Annotated in this window: 15 protein-coding genes; 13 read left to right on the forward strand and 2 right to left on the reverse strand. The window is 39.5% G+C overall.

Annotated elements, in window-relative coordinates; genetic code table 11:
• The first annotated feature begins 763 nt into the window (after nt 1-763).
• The 3 genes from Q1A31_RS06940 (at nt 764) to Q1A31_RS06950 (ending at nt 2,427) form a co-directional block, all read left to right on the forward strand.
• Nucleotides 764-1,108 carry a DUF2958 domain-containing protein gene (locus tag Q1A31_RS06940; protein WP_299874284.1) on the forward strand — a complete coding sequence of 115 codons (345 nt, stop codon included), beginning with the start codon at nt 764-766 and terminating at the stop codon, nt 1,106-1,108.
• Between the two features lie 91 nt (nt 1,109-1,199).
• Nucleotides 1,200-1,748 (forward strand): DUF3275 family protein, encoded by a 549-nt coding sequence (locus tag Q1A31_RS06945; protein ID WP_299874287.1) that lies wholly within the window; start codon nt 1,200-1,202, stop codon nt 1,746-1,748.
• Nucleotides 1,749-1,920: 172 nt separating this feature from the next.
• Nucleotides 1,921-2,427, forward strand: coding sequence for a JAB domain-containing protein (locus Q1A31_RS06950; RefSeq protein WP_366942985.1), 507 nt, complete (start codon nt 1,921-1,923; stop codon nt 2,425-2,427).
• A 338-nt stretch (nt 2,428-2,765) separates the two neighbouring features.
• Here the strand turns inward: Q1A31_RS06950 and Q1A31_RS06955 are convergent, their stop codons facing one another.
• Both Q1A31_RS06955 and Q1A31_RS06960 read right to left on the reverse strand, forming a co-directional pair.
• Complete coding sequence (locus Q1A31_RS06955; protein WP_299874290.1) at nt 2,766-3,356, reverse strand: SCO family protein; 591 nt, start codon at nt 3,354-3,356, stop codon at nt 2,766-2,768.
• A gap of 88 nt (nt 3,357-3,444) precedes the next feature.
• Nucleotides 3,445-3,918 carry a copper chaperone PCu(A)C gene (locus tag Q1A31_RS06960; RefSeq protein ID WP_299874293.1) on the reverse strand — a complete coding sequence of 158 codons (474 nt, stop codon included), beginning with the start codon at nt 3,916-3,918 and terminating at the stop codon, nt 3,445-3,447.
• Between the two features lie 466 nt (nt 3,919-4,384).
• Between Q1A31_RS06960 and Q1A31_RS06965 the strand changes: the two genes are divergently transcribed.
• From Q1A31_RS06965 to lnt, 10 genes are all read left to right on the forward strand, one after another.
• Nucleotides 4,385-4,654, forward strand: a complete 270-nt coding sequence (locus Q1A31_RS06965) for a hypothetical protein (protein WP_299874295.1) — start codon at nt 4,385-4,387, stop codon at nt 4,652-4,654.
• A gap of 203 nt (nt 4,655-4,857) precedes the next feature.
• A complete protein-coding gene (locus tag Q1A31_RS06970) occupies nt 4,858-6,180 on the forward strand; it encodes a polysaccharide biosynthesis/export family protein (protein ID WP_299874298.1) in 1,323 nt (440 codons plus the stop codon).
• A 13-nt stretch (nt 6,181-6,193) separates the two neighbouring features.
• Entirely contained in the window at nt 6,194-6,850 is a 657-nt protein-coding gene (locus Q1A31_RS06975) for a class I SAM-dependent methyltransferase (RefSeq protein WP_299874300.1), read from the forward strand.
• Nucleotides 6,851-6,860: 10 nt separating this feature from the next.
• Nucleotides 6,861-7,229 carry a DUF3703 domain-containing protein gene (locus Q1A31_RS06980; RefSeq protein ID WP_299874302.1) on the forward strand — a complete coding sequence of 123 codons (369 nt, stop codon included), beginning with the start codon at nt 6,861-6,863 and terminating at the stop codon, nt 7,227-7,229.
• Between the two features lie 92 nt (nt 7,230-7,321).
• Entirely contained in the window at nt 7,322-7,750 is a 429-nt protein-coding gene (locus Q1A31_RS06985) for a disulfide bond formation protein B (RefSeq protein WP_299874304.1), read from the forward strand.
• A 2-nt stretch (nt 7,751-7,752) separates the two neighbouring features.
• On the forward strand, nt 7,753-8,403 hold the full coding sequence (locus tag Q1A31_RS06990) for a thioredoxin domain-containing protein (protein WP_299874306.1): 651 nt from the start codon (nt 7,753-7,755) through the stop codon (nt 8,401-8,403).
• A gap of 142 nt (nt 8,404-8,545) precedes the next feature.
• Nucleotides 8,546-9,136: a HupE/UreJ family protein gene (locus Q1A31_RS06995; RefSeq protein WP_299874309.1), complete on the forward strand. Its 591-nt coding sequence runs from the start codon at nt 8,546-8,548 to the stop codon at nt 9,134-9,136.
• A complete protein-coding gene (locus Q1A31_RS07000; RefSeq protein WP_299874312.1) occupies nt 9,133-9,750 on the forward strand; it encodes a HupE/UreJ family protein in 618 nt (205 codons plus the stop codon). The genes Q1A31_RS06995 and Q1A31_RS07000 overlap by 4 nt, the downstream gene beginning before the upstream one ends.
• A 72-nt stretch (nt 9,751-9,822) precedes the next feature.
• The gene (locus Q1A31_RS07005) at nt 9,823-10,377 is read left to right on the forward strand and encodes a DUF1007 family protein (protein WP_299874410.1); all 555 of its coding nucleotides are present in this window, start codon (nt 9,823-9,825) and stop codon (nt 10,375-10,377) included.
• Nucleotides 10,378-10,512: 135 nt separating this feature from the next.
• Nucleotides 10,513-11,973 carry an apolipoprotein N-acyltransferase gene (gene lnt, locus Q1A31_RS07010; RefSeq protein WP_299874413.1) on the forward strand — a complete coding sequence of 487 codons (1,461 nt, stop codon included), beginning with the start codon at nt 10,513-10,515 and terminating at the stop codon, nt 11,971-11,973.
• Nucleotides 11,974-12,094 lie beyond the last annotated feature (121 nt).

A 12,094-nucleotide genomic window follows, 5' to 3' on the forward strand; every position in this document is an offset into this window, starting at 1 on the left:
GAGTCATTTTGTGTGCTCCCAGAAGATTATCTTAACGGTATTAAGAAATGTAATAACTTCTGCTCTAATTAGTCGGTATTTAGAACCAGTTATAGGTAAAGTCTTTAAGATATGTTTTCTTTAATGCCATTGATGATGCCATTTATCATCAATGGTCACGATATATTCAAACGAAAATGGAAAAAGAGCAAAAAAAGATAAAGGCAAATGGCTAAAGGGATTTAATAATGGAATGGTTCTGTAATGGCAAGGGACTTGCCAAAAAGGGCTTTTTATAAAAAGGTTTTGACGAGAGAGAAAAAGGGAAACCAAAAAAACAACACATCAAACTGCAGCTACAATAACATTCAAACAATACCTTGGTGCAAAACGTTTATCAAATCGACTCTTGACCCAATAGATAAATCAGCTACAATAAAATCTGAAATTGATGCTTAGCATCGACTCTAAGAGACCCACGAACCACATCACGTCTCAAAGTATTTATTAAATACTGGTTCATTTTCTACCCCGCAGGGAATTCCTCCCTGATGGTGGTTTTTCCTGTTTTTCAACTTACAGGAGAACTACATGGATAAATCCAACTACACAATTGCTAAATAGCCCTCGGAGTTATCATAGGACTACTAGCTGTTTATTTTTTAGTGCTTAGCTACTTAATAGCTACTGGCAATTAAATTGTAATTTCAACTTACTTCTACCCCATAGGGAACAGTTTCCCTGTGGGATACGTGTTCCCTATCAATTCTAAATAGGTGACACAATGGAACTTTTCACACGTACGCAATTTGCAATACTTCTTCAAAACGGTCAAAAGTATAACGATGACCCAGGTTTCAACCCTAAACCCGTTGTAAAACTCTTTAATCCTGTTGGTGCAGCCACTTGGCTCATTGCCTCCGTCGATCCAGATTATCCAGATCTAGCATTTGGATTGTGTGATCTTGGAATGCAATGCCCAGAACTTGGAAGTGTCAGCATTGAAGAATTAAGCAATTACAAAGGCCCACTAAGTATAGGTATCGAAAGAGACTTACACTGGGAGGCCAATAAAACACTAAGTGAATACGCTGATGAAGCAAGACAACATCAACAAATAGTCGCTTAAGTTTTCATAAACGCACGATACCTCGCAGGGAATACAATGCCCTGTAAAGGACAGTGTATCCCCTGCTCTATTAACAATTAAGGAGATACACATGCATACCTCAACAAACCCAATATTCAAGGGCATTTTAGCCATTCGGGAAATTAACGGCCGTAACGGCCCTTTTAAAGTTGGAACTCTCAACCTTTCTATCGGTGAATTTGCTGTTAAAGATTCACTACTGGATCAGTTTGATCCGGGGACTTATGAAGGTGAGTTTCAGCTTGAACGCATTTTCCAAGGCCACTACATCGCTGGCGGTCGTAGCGTAACCGAGATTCGGATAAAACTTGCTGACATGTTATTAGTTGATATTGTTGCAGTCACACCTGATCCAGTAGAAGCTGAACCCGATCCGATTGATACCGAGAAAGCTGAACCAGTAACAGGCAAATCAACGCCTGATACAGAGACAGAAACTCATATCGACAATGATGATGACAATACTCTATTTGGATTGCTTATGCCGTTAGGTGCAAGCGTCAAACTTGATCCGTCTGTGGATCGTAAAGTGCTTCGAGCACAAACGATTCGGTTGAAGGAAATAGGTTATGCGTTTGATGCGAAAAGCCAGACCTGGAAGAAAGCATCCATTCATTAACACCAAACTAAAAGGATCATCCCCATACCTTTCCTTTGAGTTTTTAAAGTCGATCTACAACAAGGTCTCACGAGACGAGACTCACTTCACACAATATTTTCAACCCACCAGGGAACCAGCTTCCCTGACGGGTTGATGGTTTTCCCTTGTAATTTAACTGAGGAAAATCACTATGCAACACCCTACTCCCTTCGTTCTACACGAAGACACTGGCTGTTATCAGGCCACACGTGAACTTTTACCTGCTGAAATTCTTGATATGGCTTCGTTCATCGCCATGCAAACTTTCATACCAGGCTCCGCCATTAGCAATGTCGCTGATTCTATCTCAACCATCTGGCACTGGATTGGAAACCGCAAAAATGAGGTTTTCATCGCCCTGTTTCTTGACAACAAGCACCGCGTTATCCGCGTTGAAGAGTTGTTTTACGGAACCATTGATGGCGCTTCAGTTCATCCCCGTGTGGTTGTTCAAAAAGCACTTGAATACAATGCAGCTGCGGTTATTTTTGGACACAACCACCCTTCTGGTGTCACCGACGCCAGTCAGTCAGACATGAACATTACAAATAAGCTCAAACAAGCCTTAATCCTGGTTGATATACGTGTATTGGATCATGTCGTTGTTGGACCTGATGAGAATTCACATACGTCTTTTGCAGAAAAGGGCCTGATTTAAACGATATCATTAACTTTTAACCCACTGGGGATTCGCCTCCCCTTATGGGTTGGAGTTTCTCCATTAATTACACTCAGGAGAAATATCCATGAACTCTCAATAAAATATCCCTTACCTTGTCTGGGATACCCATGAAATTCTAACCACTCATACTAAACACCTTGTTGAAATAGGTGAAACCGAGCATGATGATGAAGGGTTTACACCCGCTTGTGCTAAATTTTTTTAATTATATAGAAGGCTATTTTGATTCGTACGGTCACAATTGATGATGCAGCAGAAATTTGCGATATTTATATATGGGTTACAGGCAGAAGATGCTATAGCGACTATAAATATTACTCATTTATCAATTTACGAATGACTTTCACTGCACGACCAACTTCAACAGCGTGCGGCAGATACTCTCTAATTTTTCCCTTTTTATCTAATACGAATATATACGCAGTGTGGTCGACTAAGTAACTTGCTTCTGTAGTTCCTTCGGCTTTTCGGTATTTAACGTCGTAGCGTTTGGCGATTTCATCTATTGTTTCTTTGGTACCAGTGATACCAACAATTTGTGGGTGAAAGAATTTGGTGTAATCAGCTAATTTTTGTAGTGTATCTCGTTCTGGGTCTACACTTACCAATATTCCTTGAACACTCTTCAGTTCTTCTATATCTAGTTTTTTAAATGCAGCACCTACTCGAGACAAAGATGTTGGGCAGACATCAGGACAGAATGTATAACCAAAATAAATTAAAGTCACTTTTCCTGCAAAGTCACTTAAACTCACATCGCCATTTATACTTTGTAAGGTAAAGTCCCCACCGGGCGGATCTATGTACTCTCCTGACTTTTTTTGAGGTGGCTTGAAGAAACTATTTCCTATCACTAAACCTAGCACTAGTGCCATGATAGAAAGGAAAATAAGGGCTTTTGACATAATTAAATTGATCTATCTCTCGGTTATTCTGTTAGGTTACATTCTTAATGTGTAGCTATAAATCAGAAGACATACATTGAGTGTGCAACTAGTGCACTTCAATTTTCTTAACTTCCGTTTTTACGGTTTTACTCGAGCCATCTTTAAAGGTGAGTTTCATATCAACCATATCACCTTGTGCTAAGTCTTTCTTCAGCCCGATTAGCATTATATGGAAACCACCAGGTTGTAATGCAGCAGAACTTTTTGCATTCACAGATATTTTTTCAACTTGACCCATCTGCATCATGCCATCAACCATTTTATGTTGATGTATCTCCGCATGTTCGCTCGCAGCTGATTCTACAGATACTAACTCTTGCATGGTTGCCGATGTATTGTCCATGGTCATAAACATGGCTGTGACTTTTTGTCCGGGAGGCATGGCTCTTATGTACGGGTCAATAATCGTTATCGAATCTGCGGCGTTTGTATTTGGAGTGCTTTCCTGTTTTTTATTATCACAGGCAGTAACAAACACTGAGAATAGGAGAAATAGTGTACATTGATAAATTCTAGTCATAAGTTGTTAGCGTAATTCATAAAATAGTGCGTAGTATATAGTTGGAATATACAATTTCCATCTATTACTCTATTGAAGCTGTTTATATTTTTTCCCAGGTGATAAGAAAGCATTTCATTAAGTAGTACGTAATTACTCAAGGTATTGTTGCCTCTCGAAATTTTACAATTGCAATCATTATGACGATAATTATCAGAACAACTAGCGGATGCTAAACAAACAGTCTTAACTTGATGGTGATTAGCGACTGATCAGTACGAATAAGTGAATAAGAGTATCAATAAAAACAACAGTACTCATATACAAACACCGATCTAGTTATGCTTGCATTAAACTACATTCTGTAACGTGTTATAAATAAGATATTTTTAGTTGCATTTATAGAGGTTAGTCAGTAACTTGTGCAAATATGTATCGATTCATAGTTTATTTATTGCTTTTTTTTATAGCGTTCACACATACCACTGTGGCTACGGACATTCACACCTCAAATATATTGGGGCAAGAATCAGCTTATATTAAAAAAGAACCTCCCAAGTTTTTATCAGGAAGCGTCAATCTTGAAGGGCATGATAATTTAAATGAGCATTGCCCACATAGCTCTTCTCATACCACTGGAATTTTCTCCTCAATATTATTAACTTCAGTTGACGCACAGCGCGTGTTTATCTCTTTAGCTAAAACTAGTGTTTATACTGTTTCCCAATCTCCACTTTTAAGACCACCTAAAGCCTAAACTTTTCTCCCCTATTCCGTAGGGACCCTATCGAGACATTGCTTTGCTAGCAATGAAAGTATATGCGCTCGCTCGCAGAAAATATCGTTATTCTTTTTAGGTGAAAAATGTATCTATCTATACCCAGGAATTGTAATTTAGAAAGTAATAAAGTTTATAAAAAAATTATCCAAATCATATTAATAACCTTTACAACAACTAGCTTGAGTTCTTGTTCTATTGCACCAGGAGTCCCGGGACTAAAAACAAGCTTTTCGAGAGATTCAAAACCGCAAAAGGAGGGTGTTGATTATAAGTTGGTAATAATCAATGCTGATACTATAAATAAGCAAAGACCTTTTGATTATGCTGCCTATGTGAGAGCTAAAAAACAACGAGTACCCTTATTTATATCTCAAACGGAGTCGAACGGTAGCAAAGATTCGGTTATTTACAGTGCAAATGATCAAGAAAAAAACCAGAATTCTAGGCCAGCAGGTAAAGCGATGTCAGGCTTTGAAGGAATTACATCAGATGATAATAAGGAAAACTACCAATACTATATTGGTAAGGGCGATGTATTGAGTATAAGCGTGTGGGAGCAGCCTGAATTAACAGATACAAGTTCAAACAATGGTGGCCATATAGTGGGCAATGACGGCAGTATTAGTTTTCCGTATGTTGGTAAGATAAATACTCTTGGTAAGAGTACTAGTTCGATTCGTGATGAGTTGGCAAGTAAACTGAAGTCATACATTACCAATCCAAGAGTCATTGTGAGTATTGCACAATATCGTAGTCAAAAAATATATACGTCTGGCGCGCTTGCAAAACCCTCTACTTTGATTATTAAAGATACGCCAACAACAGTTCGTGATGCGATATCAAATAGTGGGGGCTTACTACTAAACAAATATACTGGCTATGCTACTCTTGCGCGTAACAACAAAAACGTCTCTATCGACCTAAACCGTATGATAAAACTTAACGATGACCGTCAAAATTTTATCCTTGAGAATGGAGATCGATTACATGTTGTGGAAAGAACTGAGTTAGATGAGTTCAATCGTATATTGAATCTAGAAGTGCGCAAACAAGATACTCTGAGTACAGTTCGTTTACGAAACGATATAATTAAAGAGCGATCAATTTTACGCTTGAGAAAAGAATTAGAAAGAGAGCTCAGATCGGAACAAGCAAAAGTATTTGTAATGGGTGAAGTTCTAAAGCCTGGTTCAGTAAAATACCAAGTTGAAGACGGAATGACCTTGGCTGAGGCTATTAACGACGCTGGTAGTTTTAAAGAGGATAGTGTTAACCCAAAAGGTATTTTTGTAGTCCGAAAAGAAAATAATAACGATAAGATCCCTACTGTTTATCAATTGCCAATATCTTCAGTTCAATCGGTTCTGTTTGCCGAACAATTTGATGTAAGGCCAAGGGATATCGTTTATGTTACCGCTACCCCTTCTATTCGCTGGAATAGAGTTCTTGCTCAGTTGCTTCCTTCCCTAGCAATTCTTAATACATTCAGGAACTTTAATTAAAGAATTTGTGAATATGCGTAAATATGACTTTGAGAAACAGATGCAAGCTACTTCTTATTACAATAAGTTTTCTAGAGTGTACGATATTCTCTCTCCAAAGTTTTATTATCATAAAGCTAGGTCAGAAGCGATTAGAGAGTTGAGACTAATCAAAGAAAAGTCTGTTTTAAACGTCCCAGTTGGGACGGGTCAGAATTTTGAATATTTTCAGCGATACCTGAAAAATAGTGGATTAATCGTAGGTGTTGATATTTCATCGGGCATGTTAAATAAGGCTCAAGTAAAAATAGATCGGAACCAATGGACCAATATCAAGTTATTGAATCAGGATGTAATTAATTTAGAAAACACTTTAAAAAATGAGCTTTTTAAGGAGAATAACCTCGAAGGCTTTGATGCAGTATTTTGTGATCTTGGTTTGTCGGGTTTTCCTCACTGGAAAAAAATCATTGATGTATTACTTTCGATGTTATCGGAAAATGGACGTATTGCCATTATGGATTGGTATATTGAAAAACCATCATTGAGAGGTACTTTAGTAAAGTGGATTGGAAAAGGTGAGGTAAATAGACCTATTTGGCAATATTTAAAAGTTAATGTTAACGATTTCAAAGTTGATTCCTCATTTAATTATGGAGGAGTTTTTGTCGCATCAGGGACTAAAAAGTAAGGAGTTTTTTATGTTTAATTGTTACTCAAAAAAAATTGCACCTTATGTTAAAACTGAATTAGAGCTTGCAGCCAATGCTAGTAAAGCAGGGAATATTGAACTTGAATTTCAATATTTAGAAAATGCTCATGTATTAGGCCAAGCATCTACTTATTGGCATATAAAAGTACATGTCTTAATGATGTTCTGGGCAGTTCGTAATTTAAAGTTAAAAGAAATTATTGGTCAAGTATTTCGCATAGTAGGAGCTTCAACTAAAACTGTGTTTGGGTTAGTACCACAAGGCAATACAGGTGGTACGAATGTAAACCCATTCAAGTCAATGCCAATTAAACCTGAACATCAACTTATAATTAAAAAAGCAAAATCAAATGTATAACAGTAGTAAGGCTACTCAAAGCACATGTGGGCTGATTAAGACTAATAAACTAAAGGTACAAATTCGTGAATAAAATTATCAACAATAGTGCTGTGGCACAATCATATGTTTGGCTTTATGCTGCTTGGATTGTTGCTCTATCAGCTACACTTGCAGCTCTTTTTATAGGAGAAATACTTGGGCAAACTCCCTGTGTTTTATGCTGGTATCAACGTATCGCCATGTTTCCCTTGGCTTGGATTCTTGGCGTAGCATGCCTTACTAGTGATTCTCGCATAGGACGTTATGCGCTACCACTGACCTTCGTTGGAGGTGCTATAGCACTATGGCATAGTTTGCTCTATGCCGGAATCGTAAAAGAAGCGATAAGCCCGTGTCAACAAAACGGCCCTTCATGCACAGATAGCGCGATGCTAACGGTTGCTGGGTTACCCATTCCCTATTTATCATTCATAAGTTTTTTGGCAATTGCCCTACTACTTATAATATTTCACTTCCATAATAAACATTCAAAGGTATAAACATGAATCGATCCAAACTTGTTCTCGGCACAGTCTTGTGTGCCCTTCTCATATTTTTAATTGGCTGGTGGTTTACAATCGACAAATCTTCCCCTTCATCTGTCGTTAATGAGTTATCTCAAGATACTACATTGATAAGACCATACTCACCCGTGCTCGGACCAAAAAATGCGCCTGTAACCATTGTAGAGTTTTTTGACCCTGCATGTGAAGCGTGTAGAGCGATGCACCCGGTGCTAGTTGATATTCGCAAACGATATCCAAATGAAGTACGTATTGTAATGCGTTATGCAGCATTTCATGATGGCTCAGATATCGCTGTTAAGATCCTGGAAACCGCTCAACTTCAAAATATATTCGAACCAGTCCTTGAAGCACTCTTAAAGTCGCAACCTCGATGGGCTGATCACTCTGGTGCCAAACTGGATATCGCATGGGCAGCGGCTGAAGATGCAGGTCTTGACATTGAAAAGGCTCGTGAGCAAATGAAAAGCCCTGAAATCAATTTTGTACTAACCCAAGATGCAGCCGATATCAAGACTATTGGGGTTCGTCAAACACCTACATTTTTTGTTAATGAAAAGCCATTACTTGAATTTGGCGCACAGCAACTTATGGATATGGTTAGCAAAGAAGTCGAGTCAACACGTTAAAGGCAGGAAACTAATGGGCCTCACAAATATTTTCAGAGGTCCGCGTTAAAAGTTGTGTTAATAGTATAAATGTAATTACATATTTAAAGTTGCTTTAGTAATTGATCTTGCACTTTCATGAATAATAAATGGAGTCATAAGAATGCCATCTTGGACTAAATACCTGTGGATTATTATATTAAGCTTAGTTACACCAGAAACAGTACTGGCCCACTCCGGCGAGGGTATCACTGGTGGTTTGACGAGTGGGTTCATGCATCCCCTGGCGGGACTCGATCACGTCGCAGCTATGGTTGCGGTAGGCATTTTGGGCGCATTTCTGGGTCGCCCGGCCATTTGGGTACTACCTGTTGTTTTTCCCTTAGTCATGGCATTCGGGGGAGTACTGGGTCTTTTGGGTATCCCAATACCTTATATCGAGGTCGGCATCGCAGCCTCTTCCCTCGTGTTGGGTTCAATGATTTTATTTGAACTCAAACCACCGCTTTGGATTACAGCCGTTATTGTCGCCGCTTTTGCTATTTTTCATGGCCATGCGCATGGTACTGAACTACCGAAAGCAGCCAGTGCACTAGCATATAGTGTCGGGTTTGTCGTCTCGACAGGTTTGTTACATTTATCGGGTATTGGTTTCGGTGAACTTATTCGCTGGCCAACAGGCAAGATCATCGCACGAGCAGCAGGTGGAATTATCGCCCTGGTGGGTATTGGCTTTTTGACGGGCTGGATATGATAAACCTCCCGATACGAAACCTGCTCATTATACTTATCGGCTTTTTGTTACCCATGAATGCATGGGCAATCGGTAGTCCAAGCACTAGCTTTTTCATGAAAGGCTTTTATCACCCAATGATGGTACCGGCTCACTTGATCGTACTGTTCGCATTGGGTTTATTATCAGGGCAGCAGGGTAGGAAAACAATTCGGTTCGTGTTGCCTGCATTTATAATAGTGCTACTAGCGTCACTTATTATGACGCGCTACCAATCTCCCCCCTGGAATGCTGAGTGGGTGTTATTACCACTAGCCGGTATTACTGGCATCCTGATTGTTTTTAAATGGGATATGGTAATTATTCTCTCATTGATGATTGCCTGTCTAGCGGCTGTAGTGATTGGTATGGATTCAGCAGTACCCAGAATACCAGGACTACAATCTGCAAAAATTTATGCTCATTTAGCAGGTAGTAGCGTCTTTTCCAGCCTGCTGCTCCTCGTCATTAGCCTGATAGCCCTAACATTACGCAATGTATTAGATGGTGTCATTTTGCGCATTCTGGGAGCTTGGTCGACCGCCGGTGCTGTACTTGTCATCACCTTACTATTTGTTACCAACTTAAACCCTTAAGAATATTGAGAGACCTTCATGAAAATAACGTCATTGTTAAGTCTATTTTTTACATCAGTTACGATCAGTCTAATGGTCGTTCAAACTTCATTTGCCGGGGGATACCACTATCAACTAGATCTCACCGCAAAACTTGTCAATAACCCCCAAAAAGAATTAAGCGCAATTCAAATGAGTTGGATTTACGATAAAGAGCTGTCTGCTATTCTGATGGATGGTGAAGATTTATCTGAAGCCAAACGCGAGGAAACACTGAAAAAGCGAGCTACTGATATTCTAATTGGCCTTACTGATATGAAGTATTTCACTAGCTTACTGTTGGACGACCAACCATTAGAGTTTGCTAAAGTCGAAAATTACAAATTGCTGCTAAATGACGAATCTCGCTTAAAGATGAATCTCACCATACCGTTGAAAAAGAGCCAGCAATTAAAAGGGCGCACTTTAGAAATTATCGTGACCGATGATAGCGGTGTAGGTTTGGCCACATTTGTCGATACAAACCACCTACAGCTGGGCGAAGTATTTAAAACAGAATGTAAGGCACCGTCCTTAGTTCAGAATCAATTGGCTGAAATAGATGGCCATGCTCAAACGACGGAAACCATGACAGTCGATTGTCGCTAGTAATCCTAAGGGCTTCCAAAATCAGTAAATCAGCTAAAGATCCATGCCACTTGGGCAGCGTAAGGTATTAGTAGAGTCACAATGAACACTTTAAAAAAACGTTACTATTTATACTCCTTGATCGCTGGTGCAAGCATGGTCCTCTCGTTTGCACCTTTTAACTTTTTCCCAGTTTCCTATATCACACTTGCCGTTCTTTTTTACCTTCTCATTCTCAGTAACGATCGGGCACAGACCGTAAAGCTGAGCTGGGCCTTTGGTATTGGGCTATTTGGTGCTGGCATCTCTTGGGTTTTCCAAAGCATGTACGCGTTTGCCCAAGCCCCCTTTCTGCTTGCTGCCTTGTTCACCTTTTTATTTGTGCTTGCTTTGGCGTTACAAATTGCACTATTCGGACTGATTACCTCATATTTTAAAAAGTGTTCACCAGTTACTAAGCTTCTTTTCGTATATCCGGCAGCATGGGTGCTTATAGAGTGGGCTAGGGGCTGGTTGTTTACCGGATTCCCTTGGTTGTATGTTGGTCACTCTCAAATTGATACTTGGTTCGCACACATTGCCCCAGTCGGTGGAAGCTTAATGGTCAGTTGGGTGGTAGCGATTATTTCGGGTGCACTAGTTGTTATTTTTACACCCCGTAACAATGGCTCAGTATTACGACTTAACCGTACGGCAGGCACCTGTGTCATCACGTTTTTAGTAGGTACTGCATGGTATTTATCTGCGAAGGATTGGATTGTGCCCGAGGGTGAAACACTCAAGGTAAGTTTATTACAGGGAAATATTGCTCAGGAGAAAAAGTGGCTACCTGAGAACAGAGTTCCATCGGTAGAACGATATATGGAGATGACAAGGGAAAATTGGGATAGTGATTTGATTGTTTGGCCCGAAACCGCTATTCCAGGTCGCTTTGCTGATTTTAAAGATTTTGTACTAAAGCCGATGCAACAAGAAGCGCTTGATAATAATACGAATCTTTTGATCGGCGGCTTTCGTGAAACAACTGATGGTCAGGTAGAAAATAGTACCTTGGTATTGGGCAAGAATGCGGATGCGACAAGTTTCTATTCTAAACGCCACTTGGTACCTCTTGGTGAATATATTCCATTTTTAGAATATTTACGTTGGTTGGATAGATGGATTAATATTCCATTCAATAATTTATCCAAAGGAGAAGAAAGCGGGCTATTAAACATTGGAAAGCATCAGGCTCAAATAAGCATTTGCTATGAAGATGTTTTTGGTGAGGAGATTATTAAGGATCTACCAGAGGCGGATTACTTAGTTAATATGACTAATGATGGGTGGTTTAGTCATTCCTTACAGCCTTACCAACATATGCAAATTGCTCGGTTTCGTGCATTAGAATCTGGTCGTTACTTGTTGCGGGCAACGAATACAGGTGTGTCAGGGATTATTGACCATAAGGGCAAAATTTTACATACCATGCCTGCCTATGAGCAAGGCGTTGTGAAAGGCACTATTACGATACTTTCAGGTACAACGCCCTACGTTAAGTACGGCAATTACTTGGTTGTGCTGCCATCTTTTTTGTTGCTCATGTTGATATTTCTATTTATGAGAAGAAATTATTAGATAAAGATCCCGCTCAAACATAACGAGTGTTTATCTGCATTGGCACACCTTAAATTATTCACCATAAAAGTCGATACTTCATAAATAGGCATATATTTGCCACATAAGAATTTCCATGAAC

Source organism: uncultured Cocleimonas sp. (assembly GCF_947495625.1).
Lineage (GTDB): Bacteria > Pseudomonadota > Gammaproteobacteria > Thiotrichales > Thiotrichaceae > Cocleimonas.

Coding starts and splice junctions, on each gene's coding strand:
- Q1A31_RS07005 (WP_299874410.1), top strand. CDS start 9,823: ATGGTCGTTCAAACTTCATTTGCCGGGGGATACCACTATCAACTAGAT.
- Q1A31_RS06990 (WP_299874306.1), top strand. CDS start 7,753: ATGAATCGATCCAAACTTGTTCTCGGCACAGTCTTGTGTGCCCTTCTC.
- Q1A31_RS06940 (WP_299874284.1), top strand. CDS start 764: ATGGAACTTTTCACACGTACGCAATTTGCAATACTTCTTCAAAACGGT.
- Q1A31_RS06975 (WP_299874300.1), top strand. CDS start 6,194: ATGCGTAAATATGACTTTGAGAAACAGATGCAAGCTACTTCTTATTAC.
- Q1A31_RS06995 (WP_299874309.1), top strand. CDS start 8,546: ATGCCATCTTGGACTAAATACCTGTGGATTATTATATTAAGCTTAGTT.
- Q1A31_RS06980 (WP_299874302.1), top strand. CDS start 6,861: ATGTTTAATTGTTACTCAAAAAAAATTGCACCTTATGTTAAAACTGAA.
- Q1A31_RS06950 (WP_366942985.1), top strand. CDS start 1,921: ATGCAACACCCTACTCCCTTCGTTCTACACGAAGACACTGGCTGTTAT.
- Q1A31_RS07000 (WP_299874312.1), top strand. CDS start 9,133: ATGATAAACCTCCCGATACGAAACCTGCTCATTATACTTATCGGCTTT.
- Q1A31_RS06945 (WP_299874287.1), top strand. CDS start 1,200: ATGCATACCTCAACAAACCCAATATTCAAGGGCATTTTAGCCATTCGG.
- Q1A31_RS06960 (WP_299874293.1), bottom strand. CDS start 3,918: ATGACTAGAATTTATCAATGTACACTATTTCTCCTATTCTCAGTGTTT.
- lnt (WP_299874413.1), top strand. CDS start 10,513: ATGGTCCTCTCGTTTGCACCTTTTAACTTTTTCCCAGTTTCCTATATC.
- Q1A31_RS06955 (WP_299874290.1), bottom strand. CDS start 3,356: ATGTCAAAAGCCCTTATTTTCCTTTCTATCATGGCACTAGTGCTAGGT.